This is a genomic window from Thermoleptolyngbya sichuanensis A183 (genome assembly GCF_013177315.1).
Classification (GTDB): domain Bacteria; phylum Cyanobacteriota; class Cyanobacteriia; order Elainellales; family Elainellaceae; genus Thermoleptolyngbya; species Thermoleptolyngbya sichuanensis.
Window position 1 is genome coordinate 1757162 of record NZ_CP053661.1, and the last position, 20758, is coordinate 1777919.

Annotated in this window: 16 protein-coding genes and 1 tRNA gene; 6 read left to right on the forward strand and 11 right to left on the reverse strand. The window is 57.2% G+C overall.

Translation table 11 applies throughout. The annotated features are described in order from the left end of the window. Nucleotides 1-203: 203 nt before the first annotated feature. Complete coding sequence (miaA, locus tag HPC62_RS07460; protein WP_172354479.1) at nucleotides 204-1229, reverse strand: tRNA (adenosine(37)-N6)-dimethylallyltransferase MiaA; 1026 nt, start codon at nucleotides 1227-1229, stop codon at nucleotides 204-206. A 565-nt stretch (nucleotides 1230-1794) separates the two neighbouring features. On the opposite strand from miaA, the gene gyrB reads away from it, so the two are divergent. Next, nucleotides 1795-3732, forward strand: coding sequence for a DNA topoisomerase (ATP-hydrolyzing) subunit B (gene gyrB, locus HPC62_RS07465; RefSeq protein WP_172354480.1), 1938 nt, complete (start codon nucleotides 1795-1797; stop codon nucleotides 3730-3732). Nucleotides 3733-4211: 479 nt separating this feature from the next. On the opposite strand, the gene HPC62_RS07470 is transcribed toward gyrB, so the two are convergent. Continuing rightward, nucleotides 4212-4284 (reverse strand) — tRNA-Val (locus HPC62_RS07470). Nucleotides 4285-4402: 118 nt separating this feature from the next. Between HPC62_RS07470 and HPC62_RS07475 the strand changes: the two genes are divergently transcribed. Beyond that, on the forward strand, nucleotides 4403-4990 hold the full coding sequence (locus HPC62_RS07475; protein ID WP_172354482.1) for a metal-binding protein: 588 nt from the start codon (nucleotides 4403-4405) through the stop codon (nucleotides 4988-4990). Nucleotides 4991-5041: 51 nt separating this feature from the next. On the opposite strand, the gene HPC62_RS07480 is transcribed toward HPC62_RS07475, so the two are convergent. The 5 genes from HPC62_RS07480 to HPC62_RS07500 form a co-directional block, all read right to left on the reverse strand. Then, nucleotides 5042-6214, reverse strand: coding sequence for an MSMEG_0565 family glycosyltransferase (locus tag HPC62_RS07480; protein ID WP_172354484.1), 1173 nt, complete (start codon nucleotides 6212-6214; stop codon nucleotides 5042-5044). Beyond that, nucleotides 6211-7191, reverse strand: a complete 981-nt coding sequence (locus tag HPC62_RS07485; RefSeq protein ID WP_225906649.1) for a sll0787 family AIR synthase-like protein — start codon at nucleotides 7189-7191, stop codon at nucleotides 6211-6213. Before HPC62_RS07485 ends, HPC62_RS07480 begins: the two co-directional genes overlap by 4 nt. Before the next feature lie 4 nt (nucleotides 7192-7195). Beyond that, a complete protein-coding gene (locus HPC62_RS07490) occupies nucleotides 7196-7723 on the reverse strand; it encodes an MSMEG_0567/Sll0786 family nitrogen starvation N-acetyltransferase (protein ID WP_172354486.1) in 528 nt (175 codons plus the stop codon). A gap of 123 nt (nucleotides 7724-7846) precedes the next feature. Continuing rightward, nucleotides 7847-8932 carry an MSMEG_0568 family radical SAM protein gene (locus tag HPC62_RS07495; protein WP_172354488.1) on the reverse strand — a complete coding sequence of 362 codons (1086 nt, stop codon included), beginning with the start codon at nucleotides 8930-8932 and terminating at the stop codon, nucleotides 7847-7849. Continuing rightward, nucleotides 8877-9935, reverse strand: coding sequence for a Nit6803 family nitrilase (locus HPC62_RS07500; RefSeq protein ID WP_172354490.1), 1059 nt, complete (start codon nucleotides 9933-9935; stop codon nucleotides 8877-8879). The genes HPC62_RS07495 and HPC62_RS07500 overlap by 56 nt, the downstream gene beginning before the upstream one ends. Nucleotides 9936-10037: 102 nt before the next feature. On the opposite strand from HPC62_RS07500, the gene HPC62_RS07505 reads away from it, so the two are divergent. Further along, the gene (locus HPC62_RS07505) at nucleotides 10038-10220 is read left to right on the forward strand and encodes a hypothetical protein (RefSeq protein WP_172354492.1); all 183 of its coding nucleotides are present in this window, start codon (nucleotides 10038-10040) and stop codon (nucleotides 10218-10220) included. Between the two features lie 177 nt (nucleotides 10221-10397). Here HPC62_RS07505 and HPC62_RS07510 read toward each other — a convergent pair whose 3' ends face one another. Next, entirely contained in the window at nucleotides 10398-10880 is a 483-nt protein-coding gene (locus tag HPC62_RS07510; RefSeq protein ID WP_172354494.1) for an MSMEG_0572/Sll0783 family nitrogen starvation response protein, read from the reverse strand. Between the two features lie 530 nt (nucleotides 10881-11410). Then, nucleotides 11411-12715 (reverse strand): MSMEG_0569 family flavin-dependent oxidoreductase, encoded by a 1305-nt coding sequence (locus HPC62_RS07515; protein WP_172354496.1) that lies wholly within the window; start codon nucleotides 12713-12715, stop codon nucleotides 11411-11413. 506 nt (nucleotides 12716-13221) lie between these two features. Between HPC62_RS07515 and pruA the strand changes: the two genes are divergently transcribed. Together pruA and HPC62_RS07525 are read left to right on the forward strand one after the other, a co-directional pair. Continuing rightward, nucleotides 13222-16218 carry an L-glutamate gamma-semialdehyde dehydrogenase gene (pruA, locus tag HPC62_RS07520; protein ID WP_172354498.1) on the forward strand — a complete coding sequence of 999 codons (2997 nt, stop codon included), beginning with the start codon at nucleotides 13222-13224 and terminating at the stop codon, nucleotides 16216-16218. A gap of 205 nt (nucleotides 16219-16423) precedes the next feature. Continuing rightward, on the forward strand, nucleotides 16424-16648 hold the full coding sequence (locus HPC62_RS07525; RefSeq protein ID WP_172354500.1) for a hypothetical protein: 225 nt from the start codon (nucleotides 16424-16426) through the stop codon (nucleotides 16646-16648). A 167-nt stretch (nucleotides 16649-16815) separates the two neighbouring features. Here the strand turns inward: HPC62_RS07525 and HPC62_RS07530 are convergent, their stop codons facing one another. Next, nucleotides 16816-17985, reverse strand: coding sequence for an alpha/beta hydrolase (locus tag HPC62_RS07530; protein ID WP_172354502.1), 1170 nt, complete (start codon nucleotides 17983-17985; stop codon nucleotides 16816-16818). A gap of 243 nt (nucleotides 17986-18228) precedes the next feature. Between HPC62_RS07530 and HPC62_RS07535 the strand changes: the two genes are divergently transcribed. Then, nucleotides 18229-19701, forward strand: a complete 1473-nt coding sequence (locus HPC62_RS07535) for a RecQ family ATP-dependent DNA helicase (protein ID WP_172354504.1) — start codon at nucleotides 18229-18231, stop codon at nucleotides 19699-19701. Between the two features lie 22 nt (nucleotides 19702-19723). On the opposite strand, the gene glyQ is transcribed toward HPC62_RS07535, so the two are convergent. Continuing rightward, nucleotides 19724-20608 carry a glycine--tRNA ligase subunit alpha gene (glyQ, locus tag HPC62_RS07540; RefSeq protein ID WP_172354506.1) on the reverse strand — a complete coding sequence of 295 codons (885 nt, stop codon included), beginning with the start codon at nucleotides 20606-20608 and terminating at the stop codon, nucleotides 19724-19726. Between the last annotated feature and the right edge of the window lie 150 nt (nucleotides 20609-20758).

Sequence of the window (20758 nt, forward strand, 5' to 3'; positions counted from 1 at the left end):
ACGCTCCCAACCTAGCACAGCCGCTTTGCAGCGTTGCTGAATATTGCAAAGGATTCACAGAGCTTGCAGCGCAGGTCGAAAGTTGGGATTAGTCGATTTTAGACTTTGAATTTTAGATTTTGGATTTGCGATTTTGGGGTGCGAATCTAGCGTCTGCGGGGCTTCCAGACATTGTTGCCTAGTTTCGCTCAGAAGCATGAATCTCAGGCTTGGGCGGGGAGCGTTGCTATAAACTGCTGAATCTGGGCCCAGACGCGCTCGATCAGTTCTGGATCTTCGGTGTCGAACCAGTGGATGGACGGATCAGCGCGAAACCAGGTGCGCTGGCGTTTGGCAAACTGGCGCGTGTGCAGGGCGGTGAGGGCGATCGCCTCCGCCAGCGACACCTCACCCGCCAAATATTGCCGCATTTCCCGATAGCCCAGCGTATCCAGCAGCGGCAACTCCGCGCCGTATTTCGCCACTAGACCCGCCACTTCGTCTACAAAGCCCTGGTTCACCATCTGCACGGTACGTTTTTGGATGCGCTGCATCAGCGGGTCGGGATCGCCCTTGGCTGCGGGAGCCAGACAGTCCAGCCCGATTTGTAAAATGGGGTAGGCGGGCGGCTGTTCGCCCTGCTGCGCCGACATGGGGCGACCCGTGACATAAAACACTTCGAGCGATCGCAGCGTCCGTACCTGATCATGGGGGTGAATCTTATGGGCAGATGCTGGGTCTACCTGCTTCAGCAGGTCGTAGCAGAAGGGCTGCCCCAGATCGGTTAACTGCGATCGCAAATCTGGCTGGGGAGCCACCTGGGGAATGCGGAGTCCCCGTGTGATGGCGCGGATGTAGAGGCCCGTGCCGCCCACCAGGAAGGGGGTTGAGGCGGTGGGGGCAGGTTCTCCAGCGCTCTGAATCTCTGACACGCTGATGGTTTCTTGCCCGCGATGGCAGGCTTCAATCAACTCGGTGGCTTGCTGCTGATACTCGGCGACCGTGAGCGTTTGCGTGGGGTCACAAATATCTAATAAATAGTGCGGAACTTGCTGCTGTTCTTGAGAAGAAGGTTTTGCAGTGCCGATATCAAATTCGCGATACACTTGGCGGGAGTCGGCGTTGAGAATCGCGCCGTTGAGCCGAGGCGCTAGATTTAGTGCCAGACCCGACTTTCCGGTGGCTGTGGGCCCACAGATTACGATTAAAATGGGGAAAGATGGGTTTAGTACAGGAGTATTATAATGCAAGGTGGGAAGTTGGCAATGCAGCAGGCTGGAAATGAATGATGGTGAACCTTCTGGCTAGATTTGGAGAGTGATTTCGATGGTGTAATGGCGACTAGGGCGATCGCCCCTCAGCCATCTCAGCCACAGGGGTCTGAAGCACTGTTCAATTCAGACAAATCGCAGACAACACTAAGAACACCCAAAGAAGCCTCGAAGAAGCCTCAAAAAGGAAATCTGGATTGCCAAGTCAAATCTTGCTCCTGTCGCCCCTAGAAGCGCATCTAAGCCTTTTGTGCTATAATTTTGGATAGATTTGGTGTTTCCGTATCTGGTTGAGCTTTTAAGTCAATTTATTGGGCGATCGCCACAGACAGGCAATCCCTATTTTAGTCCAGCGCGTCTTAGACTCGTTCACCAAAAGCAGCACACCCACCCAATCCACAGATCATCAGTAAACCATTAGGCAGCCATCAGGAAACCATCAGGAAGCCCGCTCGGTTTAGTCCGCACCTACTCAATCTATAAATTCTCTCTAGAAATTCTTTCTAGGTTTCTCTATTAAGTTAACGTTTGGAGCGCTTCATCCATGACGACCAACTACGATGCCGAACAAATTCAAGTCCTGGAGGGCTTGGAAGCCGTTCGCAAGCGTCCGGGGATGTATATTGGCAGCACAGGGCCGCGAGGGCTGCATCACCTGGTCTACGAGGTGGTTGACAACTCGGTAGACGAAGCGCTAGCTGGCTATTGCAAACATATCCAGGTCACCCTCAACGCAGATGGATCAGTCACGGTAACTGACGACGGTCGGGGCATTCCTACAGGCATTCACCCGCGCACGGGCAAATCGGCCCTGGAGACGGTGCTGACGATTCTGCACGCGGGCGGCAAGTTTGGTCAGGGCGGCTATAAAGTGTCGGGTGGTCTGCACGGCGTGGGCATTTCGGTGGTCAATGCGCTGTCGGAATGGGTGGAGGTCACGGTCTGGCGCGACAAGAAAGTGCATAAGATGCGCTTTGAGCGGGGTCTCACCAAAGGCGAGATGGACATTCAGCCCTATAAAGAGAACCGCACGGGCACGTCTGTCACCTTTATGCCCGATATTGCAATCTTTACCACGGGCATCGAGTTTGACTACAACACGCTGGCAGGTCGTCTGCGGGAGCTGGCGTATCTGAATGCGGGCGTAGAAATTACCTTCACCGACAATCGCCTAGAATTGCTGAAAAGCGACGAGCCGCGAGTCGAAACCTACCACTATGCGGGCGGTATTCGGGAATACGTGGAGTATATGAACCACGAAAAGCAGCCGCTCCACGAAGAGATTATCTACGTGCAGGGTGAGCGCAACAACGTAGAAGTGGAGGTGGCGCTGCAATGGTGCGTGGATGCGTATTCCGATAACCTGCTAGGCTTTGCTAACAATATCCGCACGGTAGACGGCGGGACACACCTAGAGGGGCTAAAGGCAGTGCTAACACGGACGATGAATGCGATCGCCCGCAAGCGCAACAAGCTGAAAGAATCCGACTCTAATCTGGCGGGTGAAAATGTCCGCGAGGGCTTGACGGCCGTGATCTCCGTCAAAGTGCCTGACCCTGAGTTTGAAGGACAGACAAAAACCAAGCTGGGCAATACCGAAGTGCGCGGCATTGTGGATACGCTGGTGGGCGAGGCCCTGAGCGAATACCTCGACTTTCGCCCCAACGTAGCCGACGCGATTCTCGAAAAAGCAATCCAGGCCTTCAACGCGGCAGAGGCAGCGCGGCGGGCACGGGAACTAGTGCGCCGCAAGTCGGTGCTGGAATCTTCTACCTTGCCGGGTAAGTTAGCAGACTGTAGCTCTCGCGACCCGGGCGAGTCAGAAATTTTCATTGTGGAAGGCGACTCGGCGGGCGGCTCAGCCAAGCAAGGGCGCGATCGCCGCTTTCAGGCCATCCTGCCGCTGCGGGGCAAGATCCTCAACATTGAAAAAACAGACGATGCCAAGATTTACAAAAACACGGAGATTCAGGCGCTGATCACGGCGCTGGGTCTAGGCATCAAGGGCGAAGAGTTTGACGCATCGCAACTGCGCTATCACCGCATCATCATCATGACGGACGCAGATGTGGACGGCGCACACATCCGCACCCTGCTGCTCACGTTTTTCTATCGCTATCAGCGGTCGATGGTGGATCAGGGCTATGTCTACATCGCCTGCCCGCCGCTCTACAAGATCGAGCGCGGCCGCAACCACTACTACTGCTACAGCGATCGCGAACGGGATCAGCTCATCGCCAGCTTCCCCGAAAACGCCAAAGTGGAAACTCAGCGCTTCAAAGGTCTGGGCGAAATGATGCCGCAGCAGCTTTGGGACACCACCATGAACCCCGACAGCCGGACGCTCAAGCGCGTAGAAATTGAAGATGCTGCCGAAGCCGACCGCATCTTTACCGTGCTAATGGGCGATCGCGTGGCCCCTCGTCGCGAGTTCATTGAAACCTACGGCCCGAAGCTCAACCTGACCGACCTGGATATTTAGGTTTTTTGGATACTTAAGGTTTTTTGGATACTTAGGGTTTTGGCTTGCAGCTTATCTTTGGTGCTGTAGGGGCGACTCAGCACAGAGGTGGTCATTAGCTAATTCCTTGTAAACGGTTCTCACTCCGTCTTGCCATGCTGTGGATGCTGTCGTTTCGTCAAAATCTGAATAGCCTTCCCCAGCCAAGCTAGTTTTCACTCCGTCTTGCCATGCTGTGGATGCTGTCAGAAGTGGAGAAACGTCGCAATGGCTGGTGTTTGAGAAGGCTGGTTTTAGACTGGATGCTTCCTCTTATCAGCGGTCTGGCGCTTTGTCAGGGCTATCGGGCCGCAGGCGAAACTGCGCCAATTCTGATGATTACTGTATTATTGTCGGCTATACGACGGCTGATGAAGTGTTTGGTCTAGGTGCAGCAGCCAATCCATAGCAAGAACCAAAACCAGCAAGCACTAAAACCAATTCAAGCACTAAAACCAGTATGGGCGGTACTGGACTCGAACCAGTGACATCCTGCTTGTAAGGCAGGCGCTCTACCAACTGAGCTAACCGCCCGACGAAAGCATTGCAACCTAGCATTGCTTCATCGACCCCAAGAGTTGATTATAGCAGAATTCGCAACACCTGCTAGGATTCATAACAGTATTTCTGTTCTGCAATTCTGGCAAGCGCCATGCCGTCGGGCCGTACACACGATCGCATTACCCTCTGGACCCTGCCTGTGGTGGGCGGGCTGGCGCTGGGGCTGACGCGCAGCAGCAGCCTGACGCTGATTTTGTGTGCGGGTTTTTTGGCAGGCGGGCTGCTGTTTGGGCCCGATTTGGATATTCACTCGGTACAGTTCAAGCGGTGGGGCTGGTTTCGGTGGATTTGGATTCCCTACCGGGGCAGCCTAAAGCATCGCTCGCCCCTCTCGCACGCGCCCATCACTGGAACCGTAGTGCGGATTCTGTATCTACTGGCATGGGTAGGAGCGGCCAGCTTTTTCGGACTAGCGCTGCTGAATCAAATCTGGCAGCTTGGCTGGACGTGGGGCGACATTGGTGGCGTGATGGGGCGATCGCTCCAAACACACGCCTGGGCCTGGCTGACGTTTTGCGGCGGGCTGGAGTTGGGAGCGCTGAGCCACTACGCCGCCGACTATTTCGTGTCCAGCAGCAAGCGGTTCAAGACGCAGGGCTGGCGGGCGTTTTTGCCCAAGACACCGAAATCTAAGAAATCGAAACAACGTACGACTCGTTCCCGAAAACGGCGATCCTGAGGTTATGGCTTTGTCCAGCTTATGGCTTTGTCAGCTTATGGCTTTGCCAGCTTATGGCTTTGCCCGGAGCAGCTTGCGATAAGCCGCCACATGTAGGTGAGCAGAGCGCTCCCAGGTATAGTGCTGGAGAATGGGCTGACTGGCCTGGACGAGGCGCTGAGCAACGGCGGGTTGGCTGAGTTCTAGCATCCCCTGGGCGATCGCCCCCACATCCTCTGGGTCAACCAGCACCGCCTGTCCGGTGGTGAGAAATTCGGTAAAGGGCGGACGGTTTGCCGTGAGGACGGGCAGCCCAGCGGCGATCGCCTCCAGCACGACTAAACCCCAACCTTCTTTGGTGGAAGGAAACACAAACGCATTGGCGCTGCGGTAGAGGGCGGGTAGGTCTGCATCTGAAACCACACCGGGCAAGACGAGCGATCGCCCAATTTCGATTTCCAACGCCTGCACCCGCGCAAAGAACTCATCTCGATAGGACTGATAGTCAAACAGTGTCGCACCGCCCGCAATCACGAGTTGCGCTTGGGGCTGATCAGATAAAACCTGAGCAAAGGCCTTGAGTAAGAGAATAGAATTCTTGCGGGGTTCGATGCCGCCGACGGTTAGGTAGATGGGGGAGCCGTATAGCCCAAAGGTTTGCTGGATCTGAGCTTGGCGAACCGTGGAAACGGGAGAAAAGCGATCGCCCTTCACGCCATTGATCACGCGATCGGGACGGATCTGATACTGTTGCTGAACCGCTTGCTGCCAATGCTGGCTGACGCAGAGACACAGATCAGGACGGTCAATGGAGCGATCCTGACATTCCCGCAGGTATGGACTGTTGTATGCCTCGACATGGTGAACAGTTCGCACGACGGAGGGAATCTTGCTCTGATCTCGCAGGAGAATGAGCGCATTTGCAGTGATGCAGTCCTGGGCGTGATAGATGTCATACGAACCATCCTGAAGAGGGTCATTGTCCAAAAAAATCACAACTTCTTGAATGCGCTGGCGAATTAAGTAATCCACGCCTCCTTGCACAGGCAGAGCAGGAATCAGATGATATGAACAGGATAGATCTCGACCAAACCCTTGACCCTCTTTATCCAGCGCGTAGACACAGACGATATGCCCCTGCTGATGCAGCGCCTCTGCCAGTTCCAGCGTGTGGATAACGCTGCCTCTGGGGCGAGTGGAATAGGTGAACAGGGCAATTCGCAGGGGGCGATCGGGGTGAATCATGGAGGCGAGAATCCGGTGAGGGGCTGCTGGGCAAAATCCCAGAAAGTAACGGATTCTCCCTGAGAACGCAGAACGAGTTGCGTCATGGGCTGAATTTCGCCAATGATTTGACACGCTAGATGGCGATCGCCAAACTGCCGCTGCACGGTTTCGACTTGCTCCGGCCGCACGCTGAGTAAGAATCCGTAGCTAGGAAAGCACGTCAGCCACCAGTCCAGCGCAATGTTACGCGGCGGCACAATGGCATCCAGGTCGATTGCCGCGCCGCAGCCGGAGGTTTCCAGCAGCATTAGCGCAGTGCCGATCACGCCGCCGTTGCTGATGTCTTTGGCCGTGTCGCAGAGGCCCGCTTCGGCAAGCTGGGGCAGCAGTTCCAGATCGGCGCGGAGGCGGGCGGGGTCGGCATCGGTGCTGGCGTTCCAGAAGGGATGGCGGGGATGGGCTTTGCCGCGCTGATCCACGACCATCAAGAGGCGATCGCCCGGTGTTGCCGAAAAGCTGGTTAGCAGGGCGTGCGATCGCCCCAAAATCGCCACGCCTAGCGCGTTGTAAACACTGTGGCAGTTGGTGTGCCCGCCGACGATGGGAACCTGATACGCGGCGGCGGCCGCCTTCATGCCGTCGATCAGCGGCTGGCTGCGCTCGGCAGACTGGCTCCAGAGCATGTCCACCACGGCGATCGGGCGGCCGCCCATTGAGTACACATCGCTGACGTTTACCATAACCGCAGACCAGCCCGCAAACCAGGGGTCGTTTTCCACGAAAAACGGCATCATGCCCTCTGCCGCGAGCAGCAGATAGCCGTCGCCATCGGGAATGGCGGCGCAGTCGTCACCCAGGAGAATATGGGGCGCATCCAGACGAAACGAATGGGCGATCGCCTGGATGTCTTGCTTGTGCAAAATGCCCAGGGATTCTCTCAGCTTTTTCACTCGCGTTTGAAACTGTCCTGTTGGGAACTGTCCTGCCTCGCTCACGCGCCTAGCTCGCCCGCTCGTACTGCACCGTGCTGTAGAGATTGTAGGGCATTGCAGGCCGCACCTCGGTTCCGGCCGGGTAATGGTGCAAATCAGCCTCCATGAGATGATGGGGGCGATCGCACAGGGTCAGTTCCTCCAGGGTTTTCCAGTGCAACCGCTGAAAGAAGCGCACGTTTTGCAGTTGCACCGTCGCCAAAAACCGTTGGCAGCCCCAAGTGTTGGCGGTGGTGACAGCTTTGTAAATCAGCCCTTTGCCAATCTGCCAGCCGCGCCGATAGTCGGGATGTGTGCCCAGTCGTCCGCCATACCACAGCCCCGGTTCGGGTTCGTAGATGCGGACAATGCCGACGACCTGATCCGTTTCATTTTCAATCGCAATGATGGGATAGGCGATATTGTCAATACTATCTACGTCGCTATCTTGAAACAAGCCCTGCTCTGTGCAAAAGATCATGCGGCGCAGGTTGAAATATTCGTTCACTTCCTGGGGCGATCGCGCCAGTTCAAAGTGATATCGCTTACCGTCCATACTGCGTTCCTGGAGATGTGATTTTGGGTTTTGGATTTTGGGTTTTGGGTTTTGGATGTTGGGCGTCGTTTGATGTGTGAGTGCTGTTTACTCGAAGGGGGTTACTCGACGGTGAACAGGTGGTTACTCGAAGGTGGACAGTGCTGAGCAAGCGCCACACTTTCCACATCCGGCCTTCATGTCGCGGGAGGACAATCCGGCTTGCCGCAGCAGTGCGCCGACCTGCTGATAGACTGCCATCATGAATTCGCTGCTCGGTGCAGGATGTTGGGCCAGCGGCGTTCCGGTAATCGGCACAAACGGCACAACGAACGGATATACGCCAAGCTGAATAAGGCGATCGCACCCCTGCACCAACGCTTCTACGGTGTCGCCCAGTCCTGCCAGCAGATAGGTGCTGACCTGCCCTCGACCAAACACCTGAATCGCTGCTTCAAACGCCCGGAAGTAATAGTCCACGGGCACGTCTGCTTTTCCGGGCATAATGCGGGCGCGAACCTCCGGCGTAATCGCCTCCAGGTGCATTCCCAGGCTGTCTACGCCCGCTGCGTGCAGCTTGGCAAACCAGGCAAAGTCGTCTGGCGGTTCGCACTGGGCTTGAATCGGCAAATCCACCCGCTGCTTTACCGCCCGCGCACACTCTGCCAGGTACGCCGCGCCGCGATCGCCCGTGTTGGGGGTTCCCGTTGTCATCACCATGTGCTTTACGCTATCCAACTGCACGGCCGCTTCGGCCACTTCAGCAAGCTGGGCGGGCGTTTTGCGGGCGATGGTGCGGCCAGCCTCTAGCGACTTTTCAATGGCGCAAAACTGGCAAACGGTGGAGTCGTCTCGATAGCGGCGACAGGTTTGCAGCACCGTCGTCGCCAACACGTCGTGACTGTGCAGCAAGGCAATTTTCCAGTAGGGAATGCCGTCGGCGGTGGATAGCCCATAAAACTTGGGCTGTTGGGGAAAATGCAGCGGGGCGATCGCCTCGCCATCCACGCGCAGCAGGGGCAAGTCGGCGGGGTCGTCCAGAGACACAGAGAAGGGCGATCGCGCCGCCGTGTCCGTAAACACAGGCACCATTACGGTCGTGCCGTCCACCGTCACCGCCTTGTGATCCGACGGGCCCGCGCCGCCCCTGCGCCCCGATGCCCCCACGCGGTCTTCAACCAGCTTCAGACCCTGAGACTGAAGCGCCGTAATCAACTGCTGTTTGTTCATGAATCCTATGGTTCGTCGTGAAAGAGCCAGCCTCAGCAGACAGCAGATCGGGCAGCGCCGATGCCGCGCCGTGATTATCCTGCATGACTGACCAGGCGCTGGCGTTGAGATGGAGCCGCAACAGGTCGGGGCGAGCATAATGGCCCACCGAGTCCATCATTCGCTTGCGCTTGGTGATGAGGGAGAAGTCTAAATCGGCGATCGCCATTCCTTCGCCTTCGGTAATTGGCGGGCACAGCGGTACACCTTCGGGACTGATAATTGCCGTGTAGCAGCCGCCCATCAGCACCTTTTGCAGCTTTTCGTCGGGCGTGATTTGGGCGATTTGCTCCGGCGACAGCCAGCCCGTTGCGTTCACCACAAAGCAGCCCGCCTCCAGCGCATGGTGGCGAATCGTGACCTCCATCTGCTCAGCAAAGAGCTGCCCCACCATCGAGCCGGGAAACTGGGCACAGTGGATCTGCTCGTGCTGCGCCATCAGAGCATACCGCGCCAGGGGATTGTAATGCTCCCAGCAGGCCAGCGCCCCTAGGCGACCCACTGCCGTCTCTAGCACGGTCAGCCCTGCGCCGTCGCCCTGCCCCCACACCATCCGCTCGTGATAGGTCGGCGTAATCTTGCGCCGCTTCAGCAGCAAGGTTCCGTCTGCATCAAACACCAACTGTGTGTTGTACAGCGAACCGCCGTCGCGCTCGTTGACCCCCAGCACCACCACGATGCCGTAGGAGCGGGCAGCCCGACTAACGGCATCCGTGACTGGGCCGGGCACGAGGACTGCCTCTTCGTATAGCCGCATGTGTTCCTTGCCCATCAGTACGGGCGGCTGCACAAAGGAAAAGTAGGGGTAATACGGAACGAAGGTTTCAGGAAAAACAACCAGTTGGGCCCCCGCCTGAGCGGCCTGGGCGATCGCCTGCAACACCTTCTCGGTTGTGCCTTCCCGACTGAATAAAACCGGACTGATTTGAACCGCTGCCGCTCGAACCGTGCGGGAATATTCCATCACTGTTCACCTCGTTTAATTGCTGCAAGAAGGCAGGAGCGCTGCACAATACTCAATCAGCGCTACGGAACGTCCCACATGGAAACCCGGCGCACCTAGGCAATGCTCTGCGCCGCTTCTGAAACCGATCGGCAAACCCTGCTGCGGACGGCGTGGGTGCAAACTCAAACTCCAGGCAGGGACTCCAGGCAAGGAATCGCCCGCAAAAAACTAGGAGCATCCGGGCGATCGCCCCCCTCACCCATCCACAGCCGAAAGCTGCCGGAAGATGAAACGCCGCCTTGAGGGCGATCGCCCCAAAGCAGCCATTCTGGTTCCCGCTTGCCCCCCTTTGAGAAGAGGGAACCAGAAAGCTTGAAGAAGTCTGCGGAAGCTTAGAGGTCAGGCGTTAGACAGCGGGCGACCTTAAGTTACCCAATCCGACCCGGCCCCTTAACCTCTGATGCTGAATCCTCCCGAAACCTAGAGCGTCCAGGTGTCCAGAATAAACGCGCCGTCCTTGCGGTGCAGCAAGATCAAGTCCAGCACGTCGAGCGGGCTGATGGGGCGAATGCCGGGAATCAGCGACGGCTCGCCGTGTCCGTAGAGCGCCTGGAGGGCAAAGCGGCAGGCGTAGACTTTACCGCCTTCGGCCATAAACTTGCTGAGCTGGTTGTTGAAATTTTGATGACCAGGAAACGCTTCATCGCCAATCTTGGGAAAGCCGCGCTGTATGCCCAGCGTTACGCCCGGCCCATAGAGCAGCACGGAGGTTTCAAACCCTTTCCGCAATAGCCGCAGCGCTTGCAGCAGGTTCACCAAGCCAATCGAGCCTTCAAAGGCGACCGTGTGGAAGGTGATGAGCGCTTTCTCCCCCGGATCAGCCTTGACATCGGGAAATACTTTTTCCTCAAAATCAACAAAATAGTCCCCCGGCTGATGGGCAGGTGTTGTCACTTCGGGCATACGTTCCTCCTTAGAAAACGGTGAAAGACTGAAAACGGTGAAAGCTTAACGGTGAAAGCTTGACAATGACTGACGATGCTCGTGTGCGGCGCAACTTGAGATGTGTGGGAGAGGGGTGTGACGCAATCTACAATCCTCAAATGCTCATGAATGCTCAGGTGACGCTCAGGTAAAGTCTGGGACGCAGTTGAATGACCCGTTGCAGCGCAGAAAAACGATGCAGGAAAAACCATGAAGAATCCATACTCGCCGGATGCACAGGAACCCAATGGCGATCACCCCACAGTTGAGCAATGGACTCAGAGCCTTGCTAACACAACCGGGCACTTGACTTGCAACGTTACGAGGTTTCGGCGAGGATAGTTTGTATCTCTTCATACAAAGCATCCAGGACTATCCATACAGGTAGCACAGAAAATTTTACTACCAGACTTTATTTCTTTTTTCACCAGCACCTATCGATTTAGATAGGTGAGTTAGACAGGTGAGCAGGAATGCAGAGCCTCCTCCCTGCTCCTAAATTTAGGAGCTTATGAGCCAAAGGCGGCCACGTTCATATAGCTGGGGGGACTGGCTTGCGTCATCTTGTAGCGAGAGAGAATGTGTTCTGCCAGATATTGGGCATCGCGGGCTATGCCAGAAAAGCGCCCCGACCCCCAGGTATAGAGCCACGGCAGCCCCAGAAAATATAGCCCCCGCGCTCCCGGGACGATGCCCCGCTCGTGCCCCGGATAGCCCTTACCGTCGAAGATGGGAATCTCGATCCACCTAAAGTCGGAGAGGTAGCCCGTACACCAGATGACGGACGTGATGTTTGCGGCTTCCAAATCGAGGGTCAGCGGTTCATCGCTGGGTTCCCAGACGGGGCGAAAGGGCGGATCAACGGGAGCGTCGATGCCGTTTTTCTCAATGTAGCCGTCGATGGTTTTCTTGATGCTTTCGGCAACTTCGTCGGCGTAATCCAGATTTTGCTTGAGGTCGTCCCAGAAATAGAGCAGGCGATTTTCCTGCGGAAACGTTTCGCGAGCGCCCACCTGCTTAAGCCGCCCGTGTAGCCGCATTCCTTCTAGGGCAAACTGGCGCAGGTCGATTTCACGACCGCCGTCGCGCCCGGTGACATAGTGGTTTGCCTTATGGCGCACGGCTTCTTTTTGCGGGTGCTGATCGACGGGCAGGTCGTAGTAGCCCATTTCGTGCAGCCACTCCACCACATCTTTGCCGCGATAGCGACGGGGCGATCGCGGCGCACCGCCCACGCAGAGGTGTACCTGCCGCCCTGCTAGGTGCAGGTCTTCGGCAATCTGGCAGCCAGACTGGCCCGTGCCCACCACCAGCACCGCGCCGTTGGGCAGTTGTTCTGGGTTGCGATATTGCGACGAATGCAGTTGTTGAATCGAGGCAGGGAGTTGCTGGGCGATCGCCGGAATTTTGGGCCGATGATATCCCCCCGTGGCCACGACGACCTGATCGGCGGTGTAGTCGCCGCTGGTGGTGCTAATCGAGAAGCGATCGCCCTCTTTTCGCAGGTGGCGCACCTCGATGCCTTCCAGTACAGGCGGATCAAACGCGGCGGCGTAGGCTTCGATGTATTGCACAATCTCGTCTTTGACCATGAAGCCGTTGGGGTCGTCGCCCGCGTAGGGAAACCCCGGTAGCTGACACTGCCAGTTGGGCGTAACCAGGCAAAACGAATCCCAGCGATATTCCCGCCAGGAATGGCCGATTTTGTGCTTTTCAAAGACGAGATGGGCGATGCCCCGCTGCTTTAGGCAATAGCTCATGGACAATCCAGCCTGGCCGCCCCCCACCACAATGACGGGATAGTGCTGTTCCAAAACGTACCTCCGGTTTGCCGAACCCTGTGATTGAAAGAAACCTGCTGATCGTCAGGTTAGGAGGTTGCAAATAGGAAAAATTGTGCGCTTGGCTACGATGCACCCTAGTCTCACCATAAGGGCAGGCGGGGTAGAGGGAAGGGCGATCGCCCCCAGTTTTTTCCAGTGCTTTTGAAGATCACCTAACAAAATCAACAGGCATTCTGGCTCTGTTCGCGTTTGTCCTGCCCCAAAGTCGTTACCTTAATTTAAGGCCCTCCCCCGGTTTGATCCCCGGATCAGACAATGGAAAGATAGCAACGTCCGAAGCCCCCGTCTGACCCTCAAATTCTTGATGTGTAGCTTTACCTAACTGCCCTCACCCTAAATCCCTTTCCCAAGGCGGGAGAGGAACTTCCGAACCGGACGGCTCCCCTCCTCCCCGCTTGGAAGAAGGGGCTGGGGGATGAGGGGTTTCTTAGAGCGACACACCGCCTTCACACCAAACTTATTAGGAGTGTTTACCTGTGGTAAGCAATATTGCCCAAACCCAATACGAATCCAAGACCCAGGCGATCGCCCGCCAACTGCTCAGCGCCACGCGGGAAAACCGCTCCTTTTTTGCCCAGATGCGCGACCAGATGAACATGAGCGAAAAACTGCTGGGCTGGACGATGGGCAACCCAGGGCTGCGGGTGCAGTTGTTTCACTTCATCGACGCGCTGCCCGCCCTGCAAAGCAAACCCGAAATTGCCCGCCATCTCCAGGAATATCTCAGCAAGGAAAATGTGGAACTGCCCGCCGCGCTGAAGGGAATGCTGAACTTTGCCAGCCCCGATTCGATGCCTGGCCAGGTGGCCGCGACGACCGTTTCCACCGCCGTTGAAACCCTTGCCCACAAGTACATTTCTGGCGAAACCATTAAACAGGTGATCAAAACCCTGGAGCAGCTTCGCAAAGAAAAAATGTGCTTTACCGTAGATCTGCTGGGCGAAGCGGTGATCACGGAGGTCGAAGCGCAATCATACCTCGATCGCTACCTGGAACTGATGACGGAACTGGCGGCGGCATCCCAGTCCTGGCCCACGATTCCGCAAATCGACGAAGCCGATGGCGAACCCCTGCCGAAGGTGCAGGTGTCGGTAAAGCTGACGGCGTTTTATTCGCAGTTTGACCCGCTGGACGCAAAGGGCAGCCAGGAACAGGTGAGCGATCGCGCTCGTATCCTGCTGCGCCGCGCAAAGGAACTCGGTGCTGCCGTCCATTTCGACATGGAGCAATACGCTTACAAAGACCTGACGATTTCCATCCTCAAGCAAATTTTGATGGAGGAGGAGTTTCGCAGCCGCAGCGACATCGGCGTGACGCTCCAAGCCTACCTGAAGGACACCGAAGCCGACCTGAAGGGGCTGATTGAGTGGGCGAAAGAACGCGGCACGCCAATCACCATCCGCCTGGTGAAAGGGGCCTATTGGGATCAGGAAACTATCAAAGCCGCCCAGCATGGGTGGGATGTGCCCGTGTTTCAGCATAAGGAATCGACCGATGCCAACTTCGAGAAACTGACGCGCCTGCTGCTGGAAAATCACGAGTCCCTCTACGCTGCCATCGGGAGCCACAACGTGCGATCGCAGGCCCACGCAATGGCGATCGCCCAGGAACTCAACATTCCCCGCCGCCGCATCGAGTTTCAGGTGCTTTACGGCATGGGCGACAAGCTGGCCAAGGCAATGGTGAACCAGGGGCATCGCGTCCGGGTCTATTGTCCCTACGGCGACCTGATTCCCGGCATGGCCTACCTGATTCGCCGCCTGCTGGAAAATACTGCCAACACCTCCTTCCTGCGCCAAAACCTGGAGGAGCGCCCGGTGGAGGAGCTATTGGCCATTCCGCAAATGCGAGATCAAAGGGGACAGGAGGCGCATCAGCCCAGCCGCCCACCCACCTCCCACGCCTTCGCCAACGCCCCAGATACGGACTTTTCGATTGCCGCAAAGCGCGATCGCGCTCTCGCTGCTATCCAAACCGTGCGTCAGCAGTTGGGGCAAACCTATCTGCCGCTGGTGAATGGGCAGCGGGTGAATACGCTGGAGGTGATCGAGTCGGTGAACCCGTCAAATCCGTCAGAAGTGGTGGGCAAGGTAGGGCTGCTGAGCATTGAGCAGGCAGAGGGGGCGATCGCCGCAGCCAAGGCCGCCTTCCCTGCCTGGAAGAATACGCCCGCGACAGAACGCGCCGCCATTCTCCGCCGTGCCGCAGATCTGATGGAACAGCGCCGCGCCGAACTCTGCGCCTGGATGGTGCTGGAAACGGGCAAGGTGCTGGGCCAGGCAGACCCAGAAGTTTCGGAGGCGATCGACTTTTGCCGCTACTATGCCGACGAGATGGAGCGGCTAGACGCAGGCGTAAACTTCGACGTGGTGGGCGAAACCAACCGCTACCATTACCAGCCACGCGGCATTTCGCTGATCATCTCGCCGTGGAACTTTCCGCTGGCCATTCCCACGGGTATGACGGTTGCCTCCCTCGTCGCGGGCAACTGCACATTGCTCAAGCCTGCGGAAACATCGTCTGTGATTGCGGCCAAGCTAGCGGAAATTTTGATTGAGGCAGGCGTTCCCGCTGGCGTGTTCCAATACATTCCCAGCAAAGGTTCCACCGTGGGCGCACACTTGGTCAAACATCCCGATGTTCACATGATTACCTTCACGGGTTCCCAAGAAGTGGGCTGTCGCATTTACGCAGAAGCCGCTATCCTGAAACCAGGCCAGCGCCATCTCAAGCGCGTGGTGGCCGAAATGGGCGGCAAGAATGCGATTATCGTAGACGAAAGCGCTGACCTGGATCAGGCTGTGCAGGGCGTGGTCTATTCTGCATTCGGCTATAGCGGTCAGAAGTGTTCCGCCTGCTCTCGCGTCATCGTGCTGGAACCCATCTACGACACGTTCGTAAACCGACTCATCGAAGCAGCAAAATCATTGCACGTCGGCATCGCAGAATCACCCGACACCAAGGTTGGCCCCGTGATCGACGCGCAGGCCCAAAATCGCATCAAAGCCTACATTGAAAAGGGGAAGGAAGAAGCAACCCTGGCGCTGGAAATGCCCGCGCCCGACAATGGCTATTTCGTCGGGCCGACGATCTTTACCAACGTGTCGCCCAACGCCAAGATTGCCCAGGAGGAAATCTTTGGCCCGGTGCTGGCGGTGATCAAGGCGACGACGTTTGATGAAGCGATGGACATTGCCAATGGCACGCTCTACGCGCTGACGGGCGGCATCTACTCGCGCACGCCCTCCCACCTCGATCGCGCCAAGGCGGAGTTTGAAGTGGGCAACCTGTACATCAATCGCCACATCACGGGGGCAATCGTGGCGCGGCAGCCCTTCGGCGGCTTCAAGCTCTCTGGCGTTGGCTCCAAAGCTGGCGGCCCAGACTACCTGCTGCAATTCCTAGAGCCACGCCACATCAGCGAGAACATCCAGCGGCAAGGCTTTGCCCCGATCGAGGGTGCAGAACAGTAGCAGTCTCCTCATTGCCGGGATATGCCACCATATTCCGGCAGTTCTTTTATCTATCTATAAGAGCTAATTTATGAAGCAAATCTTAAGAAGCCTGAAACTCTTGGCATGTGTGGCTTTGAGGTCATGTTTGCCCAGGAAAAGCGGTTTCTCGGAAATCCTTGATTAACAAGGCTTTCAGGCTCCTTTACAAATTAGCTCTAAAACCATGACCATTTTTCAGACCAAGCAACTCTCCATTGCAGATGTCCACAAGCGTCTTGGGTTTCAGCGAGGCTATGCCCCTTCCTTCGAGCCATTTCTGGTGCTGGAACCTATTACACCTAGAGAACAGGAGGAACTGCGGCAAATTCGCAATGATTTTGATGTCCTTTTTGATGTCCTTAATGAACCGTTAGCTTCATCTAGCTCTCCTATCAAAAAACAGTCTTAGCTGTTCAGCAACTCTCTCTGCGTTTTCAAAGACGGAATCGGGTAGCGAAATGGCAGTTTTCATAGCAACCGTGTCGCAAGGGGGTGTGTGTTGACGGTCATACCCTGGTTATACCAAAACCGTCAGAGCAGATTCCGCGTGCCAACCATGCTTGTCCTGGCTGCGATTTAGACCGGGGGCACGGCGGGTAAGGTAGCGTCTTGATCAATGCTTCGGAGGTTGCTGGGATCAATTTCGCCCGTGGTTAAGAACCGGAAGGTTTCTTGATAAAGGCTCTGCCAAAAGCGGTTGCTCATGCCCTGGCTAACTTCGATGGGGTCTATCATAGGGTGAGGCACGAGGTCTTCCTGCGGATATTGATAAAAGCGATGCCCCTGGCGATCGCCCCCCAGGTTTTGATAAAACTTGCGGTTCGTATCAATGTCGGCTGCGTCTTCGTTTTCCGTTAGCACCATGAAGACAGGCGTGCGGGAAATGCTGCGAACATTTTGCTGCACGTAGGCTTTGCCAAAGCGGGCATTTGCCGTCAGCGCCCCCACCGGAAACCGTAGCGCAGGGTCCCAGCCCAGTTCGCGAATATCCAGCGGACCCGCCAGTTCCACATACTTGCGCCGCTCTTCGCCGTAGATTTCTAGCAGGGGCGCATAGGCAACCACTCGCGCAATTCGGTCGGGTTGGTCGGCGGCCAGCGCCAGCGCCACTGCGCCCCCTACGGACAGGCCCACGGTGAAGATGGGCCCTGGCAGAGAGTCCAGTTCCCGCAGGCGATCGCGGGCATCGGTAAGATAGTGCAGATGCGATGAGATAAAATAGCGGTCAAAGTCGGGATCATTCGGGCGATCGATTGCCTTTAGAATGTCCAGCAGGCGCGGCTCTATCCGCAGCAATCGAGCAATCAGCGCCATCCGCTGCAAATAGCTGGGCCGGGGCAGGTCGCCAGCCGCTTCGGGATTCGTCAGGTTGGCCAGCGATGCTTGCAGCACGGGGTCGGCAGCCACTTTTTCTTTGAGGGGAATGGCAATTTCGGGTTTGAGATCCACCTGACACCAGTTTTTGTCGGGGTTGACGAAGGCATGGCCAGCAAGGGTGCATTGGTAGACATTTAACCCATTACGAAACAGGTAGTCTGCCAGTCGCCACATCTGGTGCGGCTTGGCGCTGAACCCATGAAACATCATCACCGTGCCGCGAATCGGTTGTCCTGCCTCGTGAAACAGGCAATAGGGATAGGCTCCCTCGCGGCGATCGGGACTGGACTCGATTTTGCGGACGTAGGCGGCGATCGCCTCTCTGGCTTGATCAATCTGGGCGGCTTTGGGGGTGGGGGCTGTTTGCATATTGGGAAAGGGCTTGGGGTATCCAACCTTCTGTCAGTCGTCGATGTGAGTCGTCGATGTGAGCCGTCGATGTGAGCCGTTGAGCCGCTCTTATTATCGTCGCCCTGCCAGTTGCAAGCAAATGGGTGACTCTCCAAGGGGGCAGGGGGGATGTGGCTTAGAGGCTTCAGGCGAGGCTCCCATCGCGACATTCTGACTCAATCTGGGAATCCTGAAGGCAGTTCTTTTGCTTTCCCATTGGCGATGCATCTGACCGACCCTGTTTCTGCGCCAGAGTGGGCGCGTGTCCGGGCAACGTTTCAGCAAGTTTGGGGCTATGAGGACTTTCGCCCCCCGCAGGACGACATCGTGCGATCGCTCTTGTTGGGGCAGGATGCGCTGGTGGTGATGCCGACGGGGGGTGGCAAGTCGATTTGCTTCCAGCTTCCGGCCCTGCTGCAAGCGGGGTTGACGCTGGTGGTGTCGCCGCTGGTGGCGCTGATGGAAAACCAGGTGCAGGAATTACGCCAAAAGCGGCTGCCCGCAGCCCTGCTGCATAGCGAACTGCCGCCCCGCCAGCGCCAGCAAACACTGTGGCAGTTGGAGCGCGGGCGGCTGCGACTCTTGTATCTGTCGCCGGAGACGCTGCTGAGTGCCTCCGTATGGAAGCTGCTGAGCCAGCCGCAGGTGCAGCTTCGCGGGCTGATTTTGGATGAGGCGCACTGTCTGGTGCAGTGGGGCGACTCGTTTCGACCGGCCTATCGGCGGCTGGGAGCGGTGCGTCCAGCGCTACTGGCCCACAAACCCGCAGGAACCTCCCTGGCGATCGCCGCGTTTACCGCCACCGCCGACCCCTCCGCCCAGCGCACCATCCAAGAGGTGTTGGGGCTACAACAGCCGCAGGTCTTTCTGCAAAATCCCTACCGGGCAAACCTGGCGCTGTCGGTGCAAACCGTGTGGAGTCCACGCGGGCGCAGGCGATCGCTCTGGCGATTTATTCGGGCGCGGCGGGGCAAGGCTGGGCTGGTCTACGTGCGATCGCGCCGGGAAGGCGAAGAACTGGCGGACTGGCTGACCCAGGAAGGCTTTCCCACGGCGGCCTACCATGCGGGACTGGCTCCGGCTCAGCGGCGACGGATTGAGCAGGCGTGGCTGGGTGGAGAAATGCCGTTTGTGGTTTGCACAAGCGCGTTCGGCATGGGCATTAACCATCCCCACGTCCGCTGGGTGCTGCACTATCACGCACCCCTGTTGCTGAGCGAGTATGTGCAGGAGGTGGGGCGGGCAGGACGCGACGGTCAACCCGCCGAGGCGCTGACGCTGGTGAGCGATCGCCCCGGTTGGCTAAACCCAGACGATCGCCAGCGGCAGCAGTTTTTTACCGAAAAAGCGCGATCGCAGCACCAAACTGCCCAATCGCTGATCCGCAAGCTGCCCAAAGCAGGGCCCGTGGCCGAGGTGGCCCGCCAGTTTCCCGATGGGGCGATCGCCCTGGCCCTGCTCCACCGCAACGGTCAGCTTGTTTGGGACGATCCGTTTCACTACCGCATCTTGCCTGGTGCGACACCGCAGCCCTTCCAGGCAGACCCCGCCATCCGCCAAATGCAGGACTATCTCTATACCCGCGAGTGTCGCTGGCGGCGGCTGCTGCGGAGCTTTGGCTTTGCAAAGGAAGCAGAGGGGCTGCGCTGCCAAACGTGCGATCGCTGTCGGGCTGGCGCATCAGCACCATCATGAACTGAATCTTTGGCGATGGGCATCACACGGGACAGGGGTCTTGCTTCAGGAGGGGAAAGCCCAGTGCCTCCCGCTGTTTTAGATAAAGCTGGGCGACCTGCCGCGCCAGCCCGCGAATTTTGAGGATATATCGCTGCCGTTCGGTGACAGAAATCACACCCCGCGCATCCAGCAGGTTAAACGTGTGGGAGCATTTCAGCACATAGTCAAAGGCAGGCAGCACCAGTTCCTTTTCCATCAGCCGGGTGGACTCTTGCTCAAACTGAGTAAACAGGCTGAACAGCAGATCGGGATTAGACGCTTCAAAGTTGTAGGTGGAGTTTTCGATTTCGCCCTGGAGATGCACATCGCCGTAGGTCAGCGTATCGTTCCAGCGGATATCGAAAATTGAGTTGACCCCCTGGAGGTACATGGTCAACCGCTCTAGCCCGTAGGTAATCTCGACCGACACGGGATGGCAGTCGATGCCGCCGCACTGCTGAAAGTAGGTGAACTGCGTGACTTCCATGCCGTCTAGCCACACTTCCCAGCCCACGCCCCACGCGCCGACGGCGGCATCTTCCCAGTTGTCTTCCACAAAGCGGATGTCGTGGTCTTCGGGCTGAATGCCGAGCGATCGCAGCGATTCGAGATAAACGTCCAGAATGTTATTGGGCGAGGGCTTGATCAACACTTGATACTGGTAATAGTGCTGCACGCGGTTGGGGTTTTCGCCGTAGCGTCCGTCTCCTGGCCGGCGGCAGGGTTCCACATAGGCAACCGACCACGGCTCTGGCCCGATCGCCCTCAAGAACGTGTGGGGGCTTTTGGTGCCTGCGCCCTTTTCGGTGTCGTAGGGTTGCACAATCAAACAGCCGCGATCGCTCCAAAACTGATGCAGCGTGGCAATAACAGACTGAAAGTTCACAAGTCCAGCGTCGGGTAACGGGTCGATTCAGATTCTACTACCTAGAGAGCGCGTGGATGGAGGGACGGAGGGACAGGGAGAGAAGGGGAGGGACGAAAAAGGAAGAACGAAAAAGGAAGAACGAAAAAAGGAAAACAGAACCTCTTCGCT

What these genes read in the sequence shown, in the direction of transcription:
- HPC62_RS07505 (WP_172354492.1), top strand. Translation starts at nt 10,038, where the DNA reads ATGCTCTGCGCCGCTTCTGAAACCGATCGGCAAACCCTGCTGCGGACG.
- HPC62_RS07525 (WP_172354500.1), top strand. Translation starts at nt 16,424, where the DNA reads ATGACCATTTTTCAGACCAAGCAACTCTCCATTGCAGATGTCCACAAG.
- HPC62_RS07475 (WP_172354482.1), top strand. Translation starts at nt 4,403, where the DNA reads ATGCCGTCGGGCCGTACACACGATCGCATTACCCTCTGGACCCTGCCT.
- HPC62_RS07535 (WP_172354504.1), top strand. Translation starts at nt 18,229, where the DNA reads ATGCATCTGACCGACCCTGTTTCTGCGCCAGAGTGGGCGCGTGTCCGG.
- HPC62_RS07510 (WP_172354494.1), bottom strand. Translation starts at nt 10,880, where the DNA reads ATGCCCGAAGTGACAACACCTGCCCATCAGCCGGGGGACTATTTTGTT.
- HPC62_RS07500 (WP_172354490.1), bottom strand. Translation starts at nt 9,935, where the DNA reads ATGGAATATTCCCGCACGGTTCGAGCGGCAGCGGTTCAAATCAGTCCG.
- HPC62_RS07480 (WP_172354484.1), bottom strand. Translation starts at nt 6,214, where the DNA reads ATGATTCACCCCGATCGCCCCCTGCGAATTGCCCTGTTCACCTATTCC.
- HPC62_RS07495 (WP_172354488.1), bottom strand. Translation starts at nt 8,932, where the DNA reads ATGAACAAACAGCAGTTGATTACGGCGCTTCAGTCTCAGGGTCTGAAG.
- HPC62_RS07490 (WP_172354486.1), bottom strand. Translation starts at nt 7,723, where the DNA reads ATGGACGGTAAGCGATATCACTTTGAACTGGCGCGATCGCCCCAGGAA.
- gyrB (WP_172354480.1), top strand. Translation starts at nt 1,795, where the DNA reads ATGACGACCAACTACGATGCCGAACAAATTCAAGTCCTGGAGGGCTTG.
- HPC62_RS07530 (WP_172354502.1), bottom strand. Translation starts at nt 17,985, where the DNA reads ATGCAAACAGCCCCCACCCCCAAAGCCGCCCAGATTGATCAAGCCAGA.